We start from the raw sequence: 18,983 nt of genomic DNA, 5'->3' as shown, positions 1-18,983 counted from the left end.
CTGCCGCTGGCATGACGAATCGCGGCAAAATTATGCGTTATGATTTATCAGTTTGGATTTGAACTAACAAATCCCAATTACCAAATCCCAATTACCAAATCAAAATTACCAATCACCCTAAAAAATATGCCCAACTCAATGTTAAATAACGATCCATTGTGGTTCAAAGACGCCATCATTTACGAAGTACCAATTCGCGCTTTTGCAGACAGCAATGCAGACGGCATCGGCGACTTTCGGGGACTCACAGAAAAACTGGATTACCTGCAAAACTTGGGAGTAACAGCAATTTGGGTACTGCCATTTTTTCCATCGCCGCTCCGAGACGACGGCTACGATACATCTCACTATACCACTGTCAACCCGATTTACGGCACGTTAGAGGACTTTAAAGAGCTTTTGGAAGCAGCGCACCAGCGCGGAATTAGAGTTATTATTGAGTTAATTGTTAATCACACTTCCGACCAGCACGCATGGTTTCAGCGAGCGCGGCGCGCCCCGAAAGGCAGCAATGAAAGAGATTTTTATGTCTGGAGCGACACTCCGGAAAAATATCAAGATGCTCGAATTATTTTTCAAGATTTTGAGACTTCTAATTGGGCGTGGGATCCGGTAGCAAAAGCTTATTACTGGCACCGTTTTTATGCTCACCAACCAGATTTAAATTACGACAATCCCGCCGTCCGCCAAGCCATCTTAGATGTGGTAGATTTTTGGTTGGAACTGGGAGTAGATGGACTGCGGATGGATGCCGTGCCTTATCTGTACGAGCGCGAAGGTACTAACTGCGAAAACTTGCCAGAAACTCACGTATTCCTCAAGCATTTGCGAAAACACGTAGATGAGAAATTCCCGAACCGGATGCTGCTTGCTGAGGCGAATCAGTGGCCCGAGGATGCGGTTGAATATTACGCGGGTGGAGATGAATGTCACATGAACTTTCATTTCCCGCTGATGCCGCGTTTATTTATGGCTTTGCATATGGAAGATAGCTTTCCTATTAGCGATATTCTCCAGCAAACTCCGCACATTCCCAATAACTGTCAGTGGGCATTATTTTTGCGGAATCACGATGAATTGACGCTGGAAATGGTGAGCGATGAAGACCGAGATTATATGTATCGGGTTTACGCTCAAGATACTCAGGCAAGAATTAATTTGGGTATCCGCCGCCGCTTGGCTCCGCTGATGGGAAATAACCGCCGCCGCATTGAGTTGATGAATGCTTTGCTGCTGTCTCTTCCTGGTACGCCGGTGCTTTATTACGGCGATGAAATTGGGATGGGTGATAATATCTATTTGGGCGATCGCAACGGGGTGAGAACTCCGATGCAGTGGAGCAGCGATCGCAATGCCGGTTTCAGCCGCGCTAACCCGCAGCGGCTGTACGCGCCGCCAATCGTTGACCCTGAATATCACTACGAATCTGTGAACGTGGAAGCGCAGCGGGCGAATCCGAGTTCTCTTTGGTGGTGGATGAAACGCTTGATTGCTGTGCGCCAGCGATTCCAAGCATTCGGCCGCGGCACTTGCGAGTTTCTGTACCCTGAAAACCGCAAAGTTTTAGCTTTTGTACGCACTTATCAAGACGAACACATCCTCGTAGTCGCTAATTTGTCGCGCTTCGTGCAGACGGCAGAATTAGACCTTTCTCCGTTTAAAAATGCTGTTCCGGTGGAGATTTTCGGGCGCGCTGAGTTTCCGGCTGTTGGCGAAGATCCTTACTTTTTGAGCTTGAGTCCTCACACGTTTTACTGGTTTACTCTTACTGCTAAACCCGAGGAATTTTCGCTGCACGGTTTTAAGACAGACTTGCCGAGTTTGGCGGTCATCGGCAATTGGAAAACCGCTTTTGCAACAAGTCAATTAAGCGAGATGCTACTCTCTCTTTTGCCAAACTACTTACGCAGCAGTCGCTGGTTCATCGGTGCAGATAGGACGATTCAATCGTTGGAGATTAGTGAAATTGTGCCTGTTGAATGTCACAATAGTGCGGGGGAGGAATCTACAGTTTACATTCTGTTTTTGCTGTTGAATTATACTGAAGGGATGCCGGAAACTTACGTTTTGCCTGTAGGTTGGGAAGAACTCAAAGGCGATGCGGACGATCGCGCGATCGCGCGCCTGCACTTCCCCGAAAGCAACGAAGCCGGGGTGCTATTTGATGCCGCTGGGGACAAAGGCTTGCTGACCGCGCTCTTGAGGGCGATCGCCAATTCTCGCAGTTACAAAGGTACAGCCGGTCAACTGGTAGGAATTGCCGATAATATATTCAGCTCAGACCAAGATTTATCGCAGCTCGAACCTCACCTGTTCAAAAAAGAACAAAGCAATACATCCGCAGGTTACGGCGATCGCTACGTCCTAAAAATATTGCGAAAAGTCGAGGAAGGAATCAACCCCGAATTAGAAATCGGACGCTTTTTAACCGATCGCAACCCGATCCAACACTACGCTCCAATAGCCGGAGCCTTGGAATATCACACAGCCGAAAAACAAGTAATTACAGTCGGAATACTGCAAAAACTAATCCCCGACAGCAGGGATGCTTGGTCTTATACATTAGACACGCTGCGCGACTATTTCGAGCAAGTAATGACAGTAGAAGCCAAGCATTTAGGCGATAATTTATCTACAGATCCAGAAAACTATTTACCCAGCGCTTTGACCGGACAAATGCGACAGTCAAACTCGCTAGTAGCGGATTTATCCCTAGAAATTCCGGCCTTAGCTCGCGAACTCATCGGCTCTTACTTAGCATCAGCCGAACTTTTAGGTCAGCGGACAGCGGAACTTCACCTTGCTTTAGCTTCAGACACAGAAAATGCGGCTTTTGCTCCAGAAAACTTCACCTCATTTTACCAGCGTTCCATCTATCAACACATGAGAAATATGGCACGAAGAACTTTGCTGCTGCTGAAAAAGCGGCTGTCCAAACTGCCGCCAGAAGCGCAAAAACTGGCACAAAATCTCCTCAACCGCGAAGAGTTGCTCATGGAACGTTTCAAGTCTATTTTGAACTTGAGAATCACGGCAGATCGAATTCGCTGTCACGGGGACTTTCATTTCGGACAAGTTCTTTATACAGGTAAAGACTTCGTAATTATTGATTTCGGAGGAGAACGGAATCGACCGTTAAGCGAGCGGCGGATGAAGAGGTCGCCCCTGCGAGATGTGGCGGGAATGCTGCAATCTTTCAATTACGCTGTTACTTTGGCCCTGCGAAATGAAGTAGAAAGCGGCATGATCCGCCCTGAAAATCTCCCGGAGATGCAGCAGTGGGCGAACGTTTGGCACCGCTGGGTCAGCCTGACTTTTCTTAACAGCTATTTGGTAACAGCAGCCGATGCCAGTTTCTTGCCAAAATCTATACCGGAACTACAAGTTTTGCTGGATGCTTACATTTTGGAAAAAGGGGTTGCTGAGCTGGCCTACGAACTAAATTACCGTTTGGATTGGGCGGAAATTCCGATGAAACGGATTTTACAATTGCTGAATGTCAATCGCAAGCCGTAGTGGATTTTTAAGTATTGAGTAGGGTGCGCAGTGCGCACCTTACTGAGTAGGGTGCGCAGTGCGCACCTTACATCATCTCGTTTTCTCAAAGGTTTGTAGTGAGGGCTTCAGCCCTAAAGGTTTGTAGTGAGGGCTTCAGCCCTAAAGGTTTGTAGTGAGGGCTTCAGCCCTAAAGGTTTGTAGTGAGGACTTCAGTTCTTCTTGTTCGGGACTAAAGTCCTCACTACAAATCTTCAAAAGTTTGTAGTGAGGACTTTAGTCCTCTCTTTTATGCGGACTAAAGTCCTCACTACAAACCAATCTTATTTGTTAGCTTTGTGGAATTGCTAGCGAGACTCTGGCAATATATAATGCGGATCTGGCATTACTTAAAATAGAGAGCTGCTTGATATAAAACTTGTTCTTGATGAGTTAACAAAGTGCAATCAGAAAGCGGGTAAGCGACACAGGTAACAGCATAGCCAGCTTGCAATTCTGAGGGCTTTAAAAACTTTTGTTCGCTTTGGTCGATTTCACCGCTAAGCAGTTTTGCAACGCAAGCAGAACACTCTCCTTGCTTGCATCCATTGGGCAAGCGGATGCCGGCATCTTCTGCCATATCTAGGATATACTGGTCGTCCGGTACTGCGATCGTGCGATCGAGCGATCGCTCCTCATTCACCAGCCGAATTTGATAAACTGCCATTTCCACCTCTGATATTATTTCCGAGTATTAGTGCGTTTCAAACCGCGTTTTGTCAAATATAATGGAGAATCGGCGGTTGAAACCGCGTCTATACAAACGAAGTCCGCCTGCGCGGACTGAAGAATAATTGGTATTAGCTGAATTATCCGCTGCTAGACAAGCGCTTCTTGATAATCCAGATTTTCATCCAGATAAATAGCGCGAATATCCTGCGGCAAATTTGACTCTAAAGTTTGATATCCTTTTTGCAGCAAAGCCTTAACTTGAGCGGGCGAAATAGCTTCACCTTCAGCTTGCAAATAAGCTGCAATTCGAGTTTCGCTCCAGCGGAAAGTCTGGGCCATCAACACGACTAAACGCGGCAGCGGCGCTAACAATTCTAAGGCTTGTCGGACGTAACACCACAGGGGAGGCGAAGCTGATTGCAAAGAGTAGTGAATCGACTCAACTGGGGGCAATTCGGCTTGATTGATGCAGACAGCGGTGACATTAATCAGCCAGTTTTGGAGACTGAGATTGTCGCCATCGGGATCTTGGGTTTCGCGGCGCAAATCGAGGCCTCGGAGCTCGTGATAGATGTGCTGCCAGGTGTGGGCGAACAGGTAATCCCCTTGTACGGGCGATCGCACGGAATGGCGGATCAGGGAGTGTACAATTTGAGCGTAGCGGCAAAAAATCGCCGTAAAGAAGCGGCCCTGATCGGGATGGTTTTGAAACAAAGTCAATAATTCGCGATCGCTGTGATGGAACAGGGATTTGACCACAGGGTGGTTTAGTTCGGAAAAAACAGGTGCTTGCACAATTGTTCTGTAAAGGTTTTGGGAATAAATGCTGTTGCAGCCCGATTCTACACTACGATCTACATTTAATGCAACTGCTTAAAAAGTGTTGATATTTAAGTCAATTTAATTATATAATGGAGTTGTAGGTGATGCTGCATTAATCTAAATTGATACATATAAACTCTATGTATCCAGCGCACCTAAAAAGATAATTAGTTGTTTCAAGGGTCAAGTGTTTGTATGTCTAGCATTAATACTGGTATAGAATGGTGCGATCGCACATGGAATCCCACAACTGGCTGCGATAAAGTCAGTCCGGGCTGCACCCATTGTTATGCAGAAGCATTAACAAAAAGGTTTCACACTAATTTTCCTAACGGCTTTGATTTAACACTCCATAGAAATCGCTTGGAAGAACCAAAGCGCTGGAAAAAACCCAGCCGTATTTTCGTAAATTCGATGAGCGATTTATTTCATGAAGAAGTGCCAATAGATTTTCTCAAAGAAGTTTTTGATGTAATGCGTGAAACTCCCTGGCATATATATCAAATTCTGACCAAAAGACACGAAGGCCTTCGAGAAATAGCTGACCAATTAGACTGGCATGACAATATTTGGATGGGAGTTTCTGTTGAAAATCAAAACTATGTTAACAGGATTGACTGTTTGCGACAAGTACCCGCCCAAGTCAGATTTCTATCATGCGAACCGCTTTTAGGTAATTTAGAACTAGATTTAAAAGACATTCACTGGGTAATTGTCGGGGGAGAATCTGGGGTAAAACACCGTCCCATCCAACCAGAATGGGTTGAGAATATTAAGCAGCAGTGCGAGGATGCTAAAGTAGCGTTTTTCTTTAAGCAATGGGGAGGTAGAACACCTAAAGCTGCTGGGAGACTTCTGGATGAGAAAATTTGGGATGAGATGCCGGAAGCATGGGATAAACATCAATCTAGTGCATAAATAACAACAGATTCGATTTGTGATATAATAGGAGAGCTTACATACAGATTAATGATTTATCAACTTCTTTGTTAGTTCATCGTGTGAAATTAGCACTATTAATTAATATTTAGTAAGTTACTTTGAAGGTAAAAAGTATGCTGATAAGTAATGCAGTGCGAGGCAAAGCGAATACTCCAGTTAGCTCTAGAACGATATATTCTAAGTTGACGACCATATATATTACCAAGAAAATAGTCAAATTTGGAGATGTTGTATATCAATTTTGTAACGTTACTGGATTTAAAATAACAGGAGTGGATATCATAAATCCCTTTGTACATATCGGAATGTTTTTCGGAATGTTTTTATGTGGTGTGGGACTCTCTTTGATTTCTCCAAATATAAAATTAGGATTTTTATTTATGCTGCCAGCATTATTTGTAATGATAATGCCAAAAATCTGGGTCAAAAAATATGGACTGGAAGTATCTATGAATTCTGGTGAAAAAGCTGTCTTTACTACAAATGATATAAAGGGGCTAAAATCAGTAATTGCAGAATTATCCAAATTCATCGAGAGTGACAATGAAACAGAGAACTGTGTCATAGATATTAACGATCGAAATATCTCATTTGCAAGATATGAAAATCAGCCAATAACCTGGGAAAGTTTTGGTTCTGTGGGAAATTTTGGTTCTGCATCGTTATACGAACATCTCAATCCGCGAACCAAAACATACGAGACAAGCGCAAATTATGAAGATGCGATCGCCCAGACAATCGCCTGCATTCGGGAAGCTAACCTAGCAGGGAATTTAACCGTCGTAGTTCCAGCAACAGAGGCAACTATCCACCTCGTACAAATAATAAAGAGTCAAGGATTAATCGCTAACTTCGAGTTAGTAGCCGACGCAAAGAACAAACATTTACTCCTGCACCTCAATTCTAAAGAGAACAACAGCAGCAACAACAAAATTACCGATCGTCAATTCGACTGGCTCAACCAGGAATTTCCAAAAGAGATAGTTCCCTTACTGCAAGATTTGGAAAGTCAAGATCCTGCTGTTCGTGCTAAAGCTGTATTGTCCTTGGGAGAATTCTACAGTGAGCGAACAAAATGAGTTCAGCGAGTCAAAAACCAGGACAATTGAGTTGATATGTCATATTTTGCAAAACGATCCGTCTTCTCTCGTTCGCATTAATGCTGCTGAAGCTTTGGCTAAAATGGGTGCTGACAGCAAAGAGGCGATCGCTACTCTATATCAAGCTGCATTGGAAGATAGCGATCCAAGTGTTCGGGCTAGTGCTGTTGCCGCCCTTGGAGAGATTTACAGAAATGCTATAATTTTTAATGTACTAAATCAAGCCATTAACACTATGTCAGAGCGCAAAGTACAAATGAACTTTAACGCCCCCGTCACAGGTGCTGCGGGGAATGTTGAAGGTGACTTCATCAATAATCCACCTCAGAATTTAGTTGATGCAGCAGCAGAAATTCAGCAATTGTTGAATCAAATAGCTCAGACTAATCCAACTATCACTGAATCCGCTGTAGCTGTAGCTATTCAGCATGAAATAAAGGAAAATCCCACTCTTAAACAGCGGTTGCGAAGTGCTTTAAAAGCAGGTGGCATTGAAGCATTGAAAGCAATCTTCAATCATCCGCTAGTCAGCGTTCCTATTGAAACAATTAAGGGTTGGATAGAAGCTGAATAATATTAAGATATCGCACTTTTTGTATACCGTTCGCGGGAGTTAAGCTGTTCGACATTCAAACTGCACTATTTGTGTGCCAGACCCCATACTGTAAGGCGTTGAGGCAATAAATTTAAATGACTAACAGCTTATCACCCTCGAACGGATGAAGGCTATCAACCACGATCGCTAGGAAAACCATAACCTCCGCCCCCGGGAGTCTCAATGACAAACACATCCCCCGATCGCATTTCCACACTCGCCGTACTCCCCAATTCCTCCACATTTCCATCAAATCTTTCAACATAATTGCGCCCAACTTTCCCCGCTTCACCTCCATGCAAACCGCAGGGAGAAACCACCCGCCGCCCCGATAAAATTCCCGCCGTCATCGCTTCCAGAAACCGCACTCGCCGCACCACTCCATTACCGCCGCGATGATATCCATTCCCCCCGCTATTAGCCCGGATTGCAAAACTTTCTAACAACACCGGAAACCGCCATTCCAATACCTCTGGATCGGTTAAACGCGAATTAGTCATGTGAGTTTGCACTGCATCTGTGCCGTCGAAATTTGCACCAGCACCCGAACCGCCACAAATTGTTTCATAATATTGATAGCGTCGATCGCCAAATGTGAAATTATTCATCGTGCCCTGAGAAGATGCGATCGCACCCAGCGCACAATACAAAGCATCCGTAATATTCTGCGAAGTTTCCACATTTCCCGCCACCACAGCCGCCGGATAGCGCGGATTCAGCATACAGCCAGCGGGATTGATGATTTCCAGAGGCTTCAAACAGCCCGCATTCAGAGGAATATCGTCATCTACCAAAGTGCGGAAAACATACAACACAGCCGCTTTACACACCGCAGCCGGAGCATTAAAATTGTTGAATAGTTGGGGAGAAGTGCCAGTAAAATCGATTTTCGCACTGCGCGCAGACTTGTTAATTGTAATAGCTACCTTAATTTCTCCGCCGCTATCCATCGGATAAGTAAACTCGCCGTCAGTCAAAACCTCAATGACTCGGCGCACAGATTCTTCAGCATTATCTTGCACAAAACCCATATAAGCTTGTACTGTTTCCAAGCCGTAATGTTCTACCATATTGACAAGTTCTGCTAAACCGCGATTGTTGGCGGCAATTTGCGCTTGCAAATCGGCGATATTTTGTGCGACATTGCGAACCGGAAAATCCCCGGATGTGAGGATTTGTAGTAATTCTGGTTCTCGGAATTTGCCCTCGCACACTAACTGGAAATTGTCAAACAATACGCCTTCTTCAGTTACCATTTTACTGTTGGGAGGCATGGAACCGGGAGTGATGCCGCCGATATCGGCGTGGTGTCCCCGCGACGCAACATAAAATAAAGGAAGCGAGGAATCACGATTAAATACTGGAGTAATTACGGTGATATCTGGTAAATGCGTGCCGCCATTGTAGGGATTGTTAGAAACATAAACATCGCCCGGTTTAATAGTATGACTTTGTGCTAGGATTAAAGCTGAAACACTTTCGCTCATGGAACCGAGATGCACGGGAATGTGCGGCGCGTTGGCAACTAATTGCCCGTTTTGGTCGAAAATTGCACAGGAAAAGTCGAGGCGTTCTTTGATGTTGACTGAGGAACTTGTATTTTGTAAAGTAACGCCCATTTGTTCGGCGATCGCCCGAAACAAGTTATTAAAAATTTCCAGCAAAACTGGATCAGATTTAACCGCCGATGAATGGGTGTTAACTGCATTCATCGGCGCGGATCTGCGGTTCAAAATTAAGTCATTATTTTTGGTGATTTCCCCTTCCCAACCCGGTTCTATGATATTAGTTCCAGTTGCTTCGACGATCGTAGCCGGGCCCGTAATGCAGTCGCCCGATCGCAAATCGTCTCTCTGATAAACAGGCGTTTCCCGCCACTCACCAGCAACATACATTTGCACAGTGGAAATTGGGGACACAGGCAAGATGCCTGTGCCACAAGATGGGGAAATTGTAGAATTATCCAGTACATTCATTGTTTCTATAACTTCCACCGAAACCGCTTCTACAATTAGCGATTTTTCCGGCATCATAAAACTGTAACGCTGTCGGTGTGCTGACTCAAAATCCGCTTGCATCTCTTCAACACTTCCAGCAAAATTTACGATTAAAACCGAATCGCTTCCCTGATATTTGAGATGCAGCTTCCTAACAACTAAAATATCGGGCTGTATTTCGGATAATTCTGCGCCTCTGCGGTTCAATTCCCTCTTTCCTTCCGCCTCCAACTGCGCTAAAATAGGATGCAACCCAGCGATTAATTCTAAAGTTAATAATTGCTCGATCGCCCTTTCGCGCATAGCCCGCACATCAGCCAAACCCATACCGTAGGCGGATAGCACCCCCGCGTAAGGGTGAATAAACACCCGTTTCATGCCCAAACTATCGGCGATCGCACAAGCGTGTTGGCCGCCCGCACCGCCGAAACAGCACAATGTATACTCGGAAACATCGTAACCGCGCTGAAGCGAGATTTTTTTGACCGCATTAGCCATCTTTTCCACCGCGATCGCCAAAAACCCCTCCGCCACCTGTTCCGGTGTCCTCTCGCCCCCAATTTCCCCCGCTAACTGCACAAATTTTTGCTTAACTGCGTCAGGATCGATCGGCAAATCTCCCTGCAATCCAAACACTTTCGGGAAAAAATCCGGTTGAATTTTGCCCAACATCACATTGCAATCAGTCACCGTCAAAGGGCCGCCTTTCCGATAGCAAGCCGGGCCTGGATTAGCGCCCGCAGACTCCGGCCCGACGCGGTAGCGCGCCCCATCAAAAAACACGATCGAACCGCCACCGGCTGCTACAGTGTGAATTGCCATCACGGGCGATCGCAATCTCACCCCAGCAATTTCCGTCTCAAATTCGCGTTCGTATTCGCCGTTAAAATGGGCAACATCTGTCGAAGTTCCGCCCATATCAAAGGTAATAATTTTATCGAAACCCGCCTTTTTACTCGTTTGAACTGCACCGACAATTCCCCCAGCAGGCCCGGATAAAATACTGTTTTTGCCTTGAAATTGGGCGGCATCAACTAAGCCGCCGTTCGACTGCATAAACATTAATTTGGGGGATGGGGGATGGGGCATTAGGCATTGGGCATTGGGGAATTTAACCTCGTTTACAGGCTCTGCCTGTATACGCATATCCCGAGGCTCTGCCTCGATTAACTGACTAATTACTTGTTCGACATATCGGCGTAAAATCGGAGATAAATAAGCATCGACAACCGCAGTATCTCCCCGGGAAACTAATTTCATTAAAGGACTGACTTCGTGAGATACTGAAATTTGAGTGAAACCAATTTCTCTGGCTATTTGAGCAACTTGTTTTTCGTGTTCCGAATAGCGGTAGCCGTGCATAAAGACGATCGCACAACTGCGAATTCCGTCATCGTAGGCTTGCTGCAAATACGGGATAAACTCAGGATTGACAGCAATTAACTCTTCACCTCGGGCGCTGTAACGTTCTGCAACCTCAATAACGCGATCGTACAGCATTTCGGGCAGCACAATGTGGCGGGCGAAAATATTCGGGCGATTTTGATAGCCAATTCTCAGCGCGTCGCCAAAACCTTTAGTAATTAACAGAATAGTGCGATCGCCCTTGCGTTCAAGCAAAGCATTTGTCGCTACCGTCGTCCCCATTTTAATCGCTGCAATCTGGGCCGCCGGTATCGATTCCCCCGCCCCAATCCCCAAAATATCGCGAATTCCTTGGACTGCTGCGTCGGTGTAGCGATCGGGATTTTCCGACAGCAGCTTGTGAATAACTAGCTTACCGTCGGGCTTTTGGGCGACAATATCAGTAAAAGTACCGCCGCGATCGATCCAAAATTGCCACGAAGTGCGATCGGGAAAAACAGTATTCATATCTTTTTCTATCATCTTCTTTCTTTCTTCCTTCGCGTTTTTCGCGTCTTCGCGGTTCATTAAAATAAAATTATAGATATCGAATAGCCTCAATTAACCCCCGACAAACACCAGCCAAAAAATCCAAATCCAAAGTCTCAATTGTATCGCTTGCTTGATGATAGTGCGGATTCCGCATATTAGCCGTATCCGTCACCATAATCGCCGGATAACCATTATCCCAAAAAGGAACATGATCGCTGCGGCGAGTATCCGGCACAATCAAACCTCGATTCGGCACCGGCAACCACTCGCAAGGCTGACCGGATTTGCGGATATTTCTGCTCAAATTCATCATATCGCGCACAGTCCGCAAATTTCCAATTAAAGCAATAAAATTGCCAATATTTGGATAAAAATATTTGAGTCCCGCCGGATAGCTTTGGGAGTTCGGAGTGCGATCGCAATAACCCAACATTTCCAAAGAAATCATCAACCGAATTGACTGTTGCTGTTGCTTGCATTTAGCTGCATGATGATGGCTTCCCCAATAACCAGTTTCTTCCATATCGAAGGCAACTAACTGTACTGGATATTTTAGCGGTTGAAGTGCGAGATCCCTTGCCAATTCCAGCAAAACAGCAACACCCGTAGCATTATCATCAGCCCCAGGCGTTCCGGGTACAGTATCGTAATGAGCACCAATTACGATCGGCAAATTTTCTTGCTTCCCCCCCTTTTCGGAGGGGGATACATCCAAGATAAAATTGTGATGAATTCGCCCGCGCACTGCAAAATCGTCGGTTTCTACAGTGCCCGACTGCAATAACTGTTCGCGGATGTATTGCTGGACATAGAAGTGCCCTTCGGATGCCAAGTAAGGATCGCGATCGCGTACAATTTGAATTAGGTGGCTGTGCAGGCGTTCTTTGAGTTCCATGCGATCGGAGATACAATGAGTATACTCAGATTATAGGGGATTTAATTATGATTGGAGAAGTCAGAATCCAAAATTACAAGTCAATTCAAAAGCTGAAGTTGGAATTAGGGCGAGTCACCGTACTGATTGGCGAAAATGGCTGCGGTAAGAGCAATATTTTGGAGGCGATCGCCCTGGCTTCTGCGGCTGCTAATGATAAACTTGATAACGAGTTCCTAGCTGCACGGGGGATTCGGGTGACAGAACCTCGATTTATGCGATCGGCTTTTGAAAAGGAAAATTTAGCACTAGATATAATAATCTCATTGTTAGGACAAAATAAGCAAGAACTTAGTTTTGTACTAAACAATGATAATCATCCCTATTCTCAGTGGCGAAATAAAGAAGCAGGCAAGCTATCTCTACTCAAACTCAGAGAGTTTCTTAAGACATTTGACGGTGACAAAGAAGAATTTATAACAAAAATAGCTAACGATGAGAATGTTTTTATAAATATTTTTCAAGAACCGCTTAGCAAAGTAATTGATTCCATGAAAATACACAATTTTTTGATTTATTCTCCGGAAAATTACTCCTTGCGAATCTTTGAACGAGAAGAGCAAATTCAACCCCTAGGCATTTACGGTGAAGGTTTGTTTAAGCTGTTACAAGTTTTAAGTTTAGAAGAAAATCAGGAAAAACTTACAAAAATCAAAAAATTACTTCAGTTAATAGATTGGTTTAAGGATTTTGAGCTTCCTCGCACTTATAGCGAATTTGAATACAGCCTTCAAATCACAGATAGGTACTTAGATGCAGATTTAAATTATTTCGACCAAAGAAGCTCGAATGAAGGCTTTTTGTTTTTACTGTTTTATTTTACCTTGTTCATCAGCGAACTTACACCTCAATTCTTTGCAATTGATAACATTGACGCTTCTCTCAATCCCAGATTAGGCCGCAGATTAATCGAAGAATTAGTCGAACTAGCAAAAAAGAATGATAAACAAGTCATCTTTACAACTCACAACCCAGCAGTTTTGGATGGTTTGGATTTAGATGATGACGAACAGCGACTGTTTGCGATTTCCCGCAACCAATTAGGTTACACTAAAGCTAGACGCATTCTCAAACCTAAACCTTTGGAGGGACAAGAACCTGTGAAATTATCAGAGGCATTTTTGAGAGGCTATATCGGCGGAATTCCTAAGAATTTTTAATATGATTAGTTTTGGATTGATTGCAGAGGGACTTACTGACCAAATTGTAATTGAGAATATTTTAGCTGGATATTTCAAGAGTCTCGATCTAGATGTCGAACCACTTCAACCAGAAAGAGATAAAGACAATCAGAATAAATCTAAATACGGCGGTTGGACTCTAGTTTTTGATTATTGCAAGTCAAAAGATTTTCGAGAATCATTTCAATTTATTGACTATATCATTATTCAAATAGATACTGATGTTTCAGAAGATTATGATATCGCCCACCAAGATGAAAATGGTGAGTTTACTCCCCAGCAGTTGATTGCAAAAGTTATTGATAAATTGAGAGACGCGATTGGTGAGGATTTTTACAACACCAATCAAAAGAAGATAATTTTTGCAATATCTGTACATTCTATTGAGTGTTGGTTGCTCCCACTGTATTATACAGATAAGAAGAAAAAAGCTAAATGCAAAAACTGTCTTAATACGTTAAATGATGAGCTTTCCAAGCAACACAATTTTACAATTGACAAGAAGGCTAAAAATCCTGAATATTATCGAGAGATTGCCAAACAATATGGCAAGCATAAAGTTTTGATGAAGCATTACCAACATAATCCTAGTCTGAAATTGTTTATAGAAGAGATTGAGACTAGAAATATTCAAATTGTTGAAGAGGATGACTGGTAACGATCCAGATTTTTATGTCGTATAATAGAGACAAAACTTAGGAGATTAGTATGCAAGCATACAAACTGAGAGGTAAAATCGATGCAACTGGCAACTTGGTAGTTTTGGAATCCGTGGATATGCCACCCGGAGATGTCGAAATCATCGTTTTGCCAGTGGCTGATGCGGTTGTCAGTTCCCCACAGCTAGTAATCCAGTCGGAAGAAGCTAACCCTAAAAGAAAAGTGACAACTAAAATTAAGGCTTTGCAAGCCTGGTTTGAGAATACTCAACCTATCTCACCTGACTTCGATGCAGAGGAAGCTAGATGGGAAGCTTTGAAGGAGAAATACAATCTGTGAAAGTCTTGCTAGATACTAATTACTGCGCCTCGAATTGTAACTCTCAATCAATTGATTCAAGAATTAACCAATTCTCCCTAAATTTATCAAAGCGCTAAACAGTTCGCAGCCAAGACAGAAGTCTTTTATTCCAAACTAGATCGAAATGCGGACTAAAGTCCTCACTACAAACCTTTTTATATCGATGTTTCTCAAACAATCCGGAATCAACAGCTACAAATTTGAATAATTAATTCAGGACTGGCGCGCGAGTGCCCAGAAACCGGGTTTTTTGCGAGAATACCTCGACACAGCGCAAAAACAGCCAAAAACCCGGTTTCTTTGGCTGTAATGGGTAAATCCTCATATAATAATAAGTTAATCCAGCCGCACAAAACATGGCAGAAAACTCCCTACGCATCAATCACGATGCTGATTCGATCCAACTATTCTGGCAGCGGGGAAACTCAGCACCCCGAGTTGCTCCTCCCGCAACCTTTGAACATCCATTTGACAGCAAAGTTCTAGCCGATTTGCGGTGGTATCTCGAAGAATACCTGCGCTTTCCCTACGGACTCGAACCGGAAAATGCTAAAAAAATTGAACAAAAATTGCAGGCTTGGGGACAGCAGCTATTTGACTTAGTATTTCGCAGCAGCGAGAAAGCACGCGAGTTTTTTCAGGAAGCGACGCGCGCCGGCTTGGATAAGTGCGAAATTAGCATTATTTCCGATGATGCGGCAGTCCTCAATTTGCCCTGGGAATTGCTGTTTTCCCCAGATTATCAATTTCTCGCACCTTTGCTGGCGGGGATGTATCGCAGTCTTAGCAACTATGCTGTTCGGGCAGAATTGGGCGCAATGTCTGACGAACAATTAAATATTTTACTGGTAATTGCTCGACCCTACGGAGAGCGCGATATTAATTTTCAAACTATCGCCCGCCCGATGCTAGAGGCGCTCAAACCGATTCAAAAACAGGTAAATCTTACTGTATTGCGTCCCCCCAGTTTAAAGCAGTTTGAAGCAGAACTTAACGCCCGCAAAGGCTTTTATCATATCGTTCATTTTGACGGACACGGCGATTTTCAAGCTGATAGCAAAATCGTGCAAACTCAGTACGGCAAATTGGGTGAAGGCGTTCTAGTTTTTGAAGATAATGACGGCAACCCGGAAATTGTTACTGCTAGGGAAATTGCTCAATATTTGAATGATTGCCGCGTGCCGGTGTTTGTTCTCAATGCTTGCAAGTCGGGTGAAGCGGGAGAAGAACCTTTTTCATCTGTCGCGGGACAGTTGGTGAAGTTGGGTGCGAAAGGCGTTGTCGCAATGGCTTATTCCGTCTACGCGACAGGGGCGAAACACTTTATGGGACGGCTGTACGGGGAATTGGTGCGGGGACAAGATATCGCCTCTGCGGTGGCTGCGGGGCGCAAATCCATGTCCATCGAGAATCAGCGCCCCAGTCCCAAAGGGCTGTTACCGCTGCAAGATTGGCTGGTGCCGGTATTGTACCAGCAGGAACCTTGCAGGCCTTTTCGCCCGACAACTGCGACTCCCAGTTTTGCAGATTTAATGGAGGAAGCTGATAATTCATCTGCGATTGCTTCGGCATTACTGGTAAATTTGCCAGATGTTAGCGCCTATGGTTTTATTGGGCGAGATTACGATATTTTGTGCTTGGAAAGAGCTTTTCGCCAAAATTATATTGTGCTGTTGCAGGGGATGGGCGGCGTCGGGAAAACTGAGTTGGTAGGAGGATTTGCGCGGTGGTTGGTTGATACTCAGGGGCGAAAAGGTGGGGTTTTCTTCACTTCTTTTGAAAGCGGTGCGGGATTCAGTCAGGTGGTGAATCAAATTGGCCGGAAACTGGGGGGTGAAAAATTCGCGTCATTGCCATCGGAAAAACAGCAGGATGTGGTGCGGCAATATTTGCAAACTAATCCTTGTTTGCTGATTTGGGATAATTTTGAACCGGTGAATGGGTTTCCCCAGGGGAATCAGCCGCTTTTACCGGCTGCGGAAAGAGACAGTTTGAAGCAATTTCTTAAAGAGTTGCGCGGGGGACAATCTTGGGTTTTGATTACCAGCCGGCGCGAGGAAAATTGGTTGGATTGCGGTTACGCGCTGCGGGAGTTAAAGGGATTGGTAAAGCCGGATGCGGAAGAGTTGGCGGCGGAGATTCTGAAGCAAGCGGGGGTTGATAGGGCGAAATTGCCTGGTGAATATCTGGAGTTGCTGAAACTGTTGGACGGACATCCGCTGTCGCTGAGGGTGGTGTTGCGGCATTTGAAAACGCAATCTCCGGTGCAGTTGATTGAGGCGCTGCGGCGGGGATTGGATACTTTTAAGGGTGCAGAGGAGGAAGGGAGAGATAAATCTCTAATGGTGTCGCTGGATTATTCGTTTGCTAATTTGTCGGAACGGGCGCGGCAGCATTTGCCGTTTTTAGGGCTATTTTGCGATCGGGTTGATGCTGATTGGCTTCATGCTTTTTCTCGAAATCCTGATATTGATTGGGGACAAGCATATCGGACGGTGTTTGGAGAAAACTTGCAGAAAGCGGATTGGATTGCACTTTTGAATGAAGCAACTGCGGCCGGAATTCTGGAAGATTTGGGGGGAAATATTTACAAAATTCACCCGGCATTGCCTTGGTATCTACGACAACAGTTAGACAAAATGGGTTCGCAGGAGGTAATCAGTAATTTGGAAAAAAAGTTGCTGGTTTTCTACGTACTGTTGGCTGATCAATGCAATAGAGAACTGATCGGCAATGCGGAATTGGCAACCTTTGTGCTGCGAGTGGAAGAACCGAATTTATTGCAACACTTACGACTGGCAGAACAGCAGCAGGATTGGGGTAATGCTTATCGTATTCTTTTCGCCTTGGGGGAAGTATATCAGCGATGGGGGCGCAAACCAGAATTTAAGTCCCTGCGAGTAAGGGCTCTGAACCAAATTGGCATCCACTTGGCACAAGCAAAGGCAAAGGGGCAAGATGCTTTTAATTTCTGGAGGTATTTGCGAGGAATAGATGCAAATGAAGCTACTCAAAGTGCCGACTGGGAAACAGCAAGAGCCGTTTATCAAGAAATTCTGGATGAACTGACAGCCTTAAATGACTCCTCCGTCAATGACAATATTGCCACTATTAATCACAATCTAGGAATAGTAGCCCAAGAGCAACGGCGGTTTGATGATGCGATCGCTTTTTACAACAAATCTCTCCAAATTAGAGAAGATGCGGGGGATTTGTACATGGCTGCTGGCGACTATCACCAACTGGGAATAGTAGCCGAAGAGCAACGGCGGTTTGATGATGCGATCGCTTTTTACAACAAATCTCTCCAAATTAGAGAAGATGCGGGGGATTTGTACAACGCTGCTGGCGACTATCACCAACTGGGAATAGTAGCCCAATTGCAACGGCGGTTTGATGATGCGATCGCCTTTTACAACAAAGCTCTCCAAATTTATGAAGATGCGGGGGATTTTTATAATGCTGCTGGCGACTATCACCAACTGGGAAGAGTAGCCGAAGAGCAACGGCGGTTTGATGATGCGATCGCTTTTTACAACAAAGCTCTCCAAATTTATGAAGATGCGGGGGATTCTCACAAGGCTGCTAACCAGTATGAAGGATTGGGAAACATTGCCAAAGAGCAAGGAGATTTTGACACTGCTGTTGCGTATTTTCAAAAAGCATTTACAGCCCTAAGTGCAGCCAATGATTGGCGTCAAGCTTCCTTAACTCTAACTGCATGGGGCCAAACCTTAGAAGCCGAATCGAATTGGACGGAGGCGGTGAAAATTTACATTCAAGCCTTAGTCATTGACATCGAGCATAATGAAGAATTTGTTGTCTCGGATATCCATAATTTAGGGCGAATGCTCAAACAGTTGGGAGACAGTCAGTTTAAGATAATTTGGCGAGAGTTTACGGGTAATGAGTGTCCCGAAAACTGGTTTTCAGCTATTCAGGAAGCCAGTGAAACAGAGGAGGAGGGAGCTGATTAATTGTGACAGGATTTACGCACGGGGGCTCAGAAACCGGGTTTTTGCGAAAATATGGGTTGCTATGTGCAGATTCGGGAAAAAACCCGGTTTCTTGGTGTGACGCAGGGGCTCAGAAACCGGGTTTTTGCCAAGATATTCGTTGCGACGCGCAGATTCACGAAAAAACCCGGTTTCTTGGTGTGACGCAGGGGCTCAGAAACCGGGTTTTTGCCAAGATATTCATTGCGACGCGCAGATTCGCGAAAAAACCCGGTTTCTCTGGTCGGAGCGCGTAATTCCTAACTGGTATAATCATGACAATCAAAATTGTTTA

Annotated in this window: 12 protein-coding genes; 8 read left to right on the top strand and 4 right to left on the bottom strand. The window is 44.7% G+C overall.

Translation table 11 applies throughout. The features are described from left to right. Positions 1-126: 126 nt before the first annotated feature. Positions 127-3,516, top strand: a complete 3,390-nt coding sequence (gene treS, locus JGK39_RS02740) for a maltose alpha-D-glucosyltransferase (RefSeq protein ID WP_293260495.1) — start codon at positions 127-129, stop codon at positions 3,514-3,516. 364 nt (positions 3,517-3,880) lie between these two features. Here treS and JGK39_RS02735 read toward each other — a convergent pair whose 3' ends face one another. Further along, positions 3,881-4,201, bottom strand: coding sequence for a 2Fe-2S iron-sulfur cluster-binding protein (locus JGK39_RS02735; protein WP_293260257.1), 321 nt, complete (start codon positions 4,199-4,201; stop codon positions 3,881-3,883). Positions 4,202-4,353: 152 nt separating this feature from the next. Continuing rightward, a complete protein-coding gene (locus JGK39_RS02730) occupies positions 4,354-5,001 on the bottom strand; it encodes a sigma-70 family RNA polymerase sigma factor (RefSeq protein ID WP_293295710.1) in 648 nt (215 codons plus the stop codon). A gap of 222 nt (positions 5,002-5,223) precedes the next feature. On the opposite strand from JGK39_RS02730, the gene JGK39_RS02725 reads away from it, so the two are divergent. The 3 genes from JGK39_RS02725 to JGK39_RS02715 all read left to right on the top strand — a co-directional run bounded on the left by JGK39_RS02725 (position 5,224) and on the right by JGK39_RS02715 (position 7,644). After that, positions 5,224-5,946, top strand: coding sequence for a phage Gp37/Gp68 family protein (locus JGK39_RS02725; protein WP_293295709.1), 723 nt, complete (start codon positions 5,224-5,226; stop codon positions 5,944-5,946). A 137-nt stretch (positions 5,947-6,083) separates the two neighbouring features. Continuing rightward, positions 6,084-7,049: a 30S ribosomal protein S8 gene (gene rpsH / locus JGK39_RS02720; RefSeq protein ID WP_293260248.1), complete on the top strand. Its 966-nt coding sequence runs from the start codon at positions 6,084-6,086 to the stop codon at positions 7,047-7,049. Beyond that, the gene (locus tag JGK39_RS02715; RefSeq protein ID WP_293260245.1) at positions 7,033-7,644 is read left to right on the top strand and encodes a HEAT repeat domain-containing protein; all 612 of its coding nucleotides are present in this window, start codon (positions 7,033-7,035) and stop codon (positions 7,642-7,644) included. Before rpsH ends, JGK39_RS02715 begins: the two co-directional genes overlap by 17 nt. A gap of 155 nt (positions 7,645-7,799) precedes the next feature. Here the strand turns inward: JGK39_RS02715 and JGK39_RS02710 are convergent, their stop codons facing one another. Further along, on the bottom strand, positions 7,800-11,534 hold the full coding sequence (locus tag JGK39_RS02710; RefSeq protein WP_293260260.1) for a hydantoinase B/oxoprolinase family protein: 3,735 nt from the start codon (positions 11,532-11,534) through the stop codon (positions 7,800-7,802). A 70-nt stretch (positions 11,535-11,604) separates the two neighbouring features. Then, positions 11,605-12,453, bottom strand: coding sequence for a M28 family peptidase (locus JGK39_RS02705; protein ID WP_293260242.1), 849 nt, complete (start codon positions 12,451-12,453; stop codon positions 11,605-11,607). A 47-nt stretch (positions 12,454-12,500) separates the two neighbouring features. Between JGK39_RS02705 and JGK39_RS02700 the strand changes: the two genes are divergently transcribed. The 4 genes from JGK39_RS02700 to JGK39_RS02685 all read left to right on the top strand — a co-directional run bounded on the left by JGK39_RS02700 (position 12,501) and on the right by JGK39_RS02685 (position 18,670). Further along, positions 12,501-13,652 (top strand): AAA family ATPase, encoded by a 1,152-nt coding sequence (locus JGK39_RS02700; protein ID WP_293295708.1) that lies wholly within the window; start codon positions 12,501-12,503, stop codon positions 13,650-13,652. Position 13,653: 1 nt separating this feature from the next. After that, positions 13,654-14,331, top strand: a complete 678-nt coding sequence (locus tag JGK39_RS02695; protein ID WP_293295707.1) for a phage tail protein — start codon at positions 13,654-13,656, stop codon at positions 14,329-14,331. 50 nt (positions 14,332-14,381) lie between these two features. Continuing rightward, on the top strand, positions 14,382-14,672 hold the full coding sequence (locus JGK39_RS02690; protein WP_293295705.1) for a hypothetical protein: 291 nt from the start codon (positions 14,382-14,384) through the stop codon (positions 14,670-14,672). A 377-nt stretch (positions 14,673-15,049) separates the two neighbouring features. Continuing rightward, a complete protein-coding gene (locus tag JGK39_RS02685; RefSeq protein ID WP_293295703.1) occupies positions 15,050-18,670 on the top strand; it encodes a tetratricopeptide repeat protein in 3,621 nt (1,206 codons plus the stop codon). Positions 18,671-18,983 lie beyond the last annotated feature (313 nt).

Source organism: Microcoleus sp. PH2017_12_PCY_D_A, assembly GCF_020738565.1.
Taxonomy (GTDB): Bacteria; Cyanobacteriota; Cyanobacteriia; order Cyanobacteriales; family Microcoleaceae; genus Microcoleus.
This window is presented reverse-complemented; position numbering and strand designations above follow the sequence as displayed.